The organism is Nocardia sp. NPDC058497, from assembly GCF_042720195.1.
Classification (GTDB): domain Bacteria; phylum Actinomycetota; class Actinomycetes; order Mycobacteriales; family Mycobacteriaceae; genus Nocardia.
Genome location: NZ_JBHXMY010000762.1, coordinates 1 through 2,360 on the forward strand (window position 1 = coordinate 1; position 2,360 = coordinate 2,360).

General features: G+C 66.8%; 1 protein-coding gene. It reads right to left on the reverse strand.

The window, feature by feature from the left end:
• Nucleotides 1–2,330: SDR family NAD(P)-dependent oxidoreductase (locus ACFWPJ_RS30605; RefSeq protein ID WP_378856661.1), on the reverse strand; the 2,330-nt coding region annotated here is incomplete at its 3' end.
• Nucleotides 2,331–2,360 lie beyond the last annotated feature (30 nt).

Here is a 2,360-nt window from a genome sequence, read left to right on the forward strand (position 1 = left end):
CCGTCGATGTCCCAGCCGCGATCCATCGGCATCTCACCGGTGGTGTCGATACCCGAGGTGACCAGATTCCACAGGTCTTCGGGCGAGGCGACACCACCCGGATAGCGGCAGCTCATCGCCACCACCGCGATCGGCTCGTCGTCGGCTCGAACCCGGCTGGTCACGAGCTCGTCGACAGCACCGGTACCGGTGACTCGAGAATCGATGAACTCGGCGACGATCTGGGCGTTCGGGTAATCGAAGAGGAGAGTGGCCGGCAGTTGCAGACCCGTCGCGGCGTTGAGCTTGTTGCGGAACTCGACAGCGCCCAGAGAATCGAACCCGAGCTGCTGGAACGCTTGCCGGGGTTCCACAGCATCGACCGAGGCGTGCCCGAGGATGTCGGCGGCAACCGATCGGACGAGGTCGAGCAGGGCGCTCTTGCGAGCGGTATCGGACAGACCAGCCAGCTTTTGCGCGAATGCCTGACCTGTTCGGCTTCGACTGTGGCGGCGCACCGGAATCGGTGCGATCGCGCGGACCAGGGCCGGGATCTGCTCGCCTCTGGTTCGAAGCACGGCCGGGTCGATCCTCAGCGCCACCAGCTGGGCGGTATCGGTCGCTATCGCGGAGTCGAACAGCGCCAGACCGTCGGCCTCGGTCAGCGGCGGGTAGCCCTGCCTGCGCATCCAGTCGACGGCGTCCTCGGACAGCTCGGCGCCGAGCGCGGTCGATCTCGCCCACATCCCGTAATCGAGGGAGGTCGCGGGTAGTCCCAGGCGGTGACGATGCGCGGCGAGAGAATCGAGGAAGACGTTCGCGGCAGCGTAGTTGGCTTGGCCGGCGGCCAGCACCAATCCACCCGCCGATGACAACAGGACGAACAGCGACAACGCGTGGTCGAGGGTGAGTTCGTGCAGATGCCACGCCGCATCGACCTTGGGCCCGAACACCTGGTCGATCCGGTCCGGCGTCATCGACTCGATCAGCCCGTTGTCGGCGGTTCCGGCCGCGTGCACCACGCCTACCAGCGGATGCTGGCCGGAAATGGTGTCGAGCAATGCCGCCAGCGCCAGCCGATCGGAGACATCGCACGCGGCGATGGTCACCCGCGCACCGAGCTCGACCAGCTCCGCACACAATTCAGCCGCGTCGGCGGCATCCGGTCCACGCCGGGATGTCAGAAGCAGATGCCCCACACCGTGTTCGGTCACCAGATGCCGGGCGATCACCGCACCCAGGCCACCGGTGCCACCGGTGATCAGCACAGTGCCGGACTTCGACAGCCGCGCGATCGTGCCGGGTGCGTGGCGGGTCAGCCGCGGCACGAGCAGATTCGCCCCGTGGAGCGCGCCCTCCGGTTCCCCGGCTGCCGCCGCGGTCGCGACAGCGATCGGGTCGTGATCCTGATCCAGATCGAGGAGCTGGAATCGACTCGGGTGTTCAGCCTGCGCGGCACGCAACAGCCCCCATACCGGCGCTTGCCCCAGATCCACCCGCTCCGCATCGGCAGTGGACACGGCTTGCCGGGTGAGCACAACCAAACGAGAATCGGCGAAACGAGAATCGGCCAGCCACCGCTGAACAGTGTCGAGAACACCGGCTGCGACGTGCCGCGCGGCCTCCGGCGGCGCACCATCGTGGTGCGGGCACTCGAGCAACACGATCTCAGGGACAACCGGGTCGGGAGTCGCGTCCAGATCGGCGATCAACGCCGCGAGATCACCATAGCGCCGCACCGCACCGGAACCCTGACCAGAACCGAGTACCGCCACTCGACCCGGCTCGACGCCCATCGCCGACGACAACGGAACAGTGACCCACTGCACGCCGAAAAGGGCCTCCGACACCCGGCCCGCGCCGAGCCGTTCAGCCGACACCGGCCGAGAAACCAAGGCGCCCACCGACAGAACAGGTTGGCCCTGCTCATCGGCAATCTGCACAGCGAACCGATCGCCCTGCATCTCGATGCGCACCCGCACTACGGCAGCGCCAGCCGAGAACAACACCACCTGGTTCCAAGCGAAAGGCAGCGCAGGGGCACCACTCCCACCGCCACGAAGACCATGAATTATCCCGGCATGCAAAGCAGAATCGAACAGCGCGGGATGAATTCCGAAGCCCTCGGCGTCCCCCGGATCCGACAGTGCGACCTCGGCGAACAACTCGTCACCACGATGCCAAGCCGCCCGCAAACCTTGGAAGAACGGGCCGTACCCGTAACCGATATCGAGCAGCTCGTCGTACACACCGTCGATCGGCAACGGCTGCGCGCCGGCCGGAGGCCACGAGGTCAGGTCGAAATCAGCCACCACCGCACCCGCCGTGAGCACACCTTCGGCGTGCAGCACCCACCGACCGTCACCCGCCTGCCGTGAATC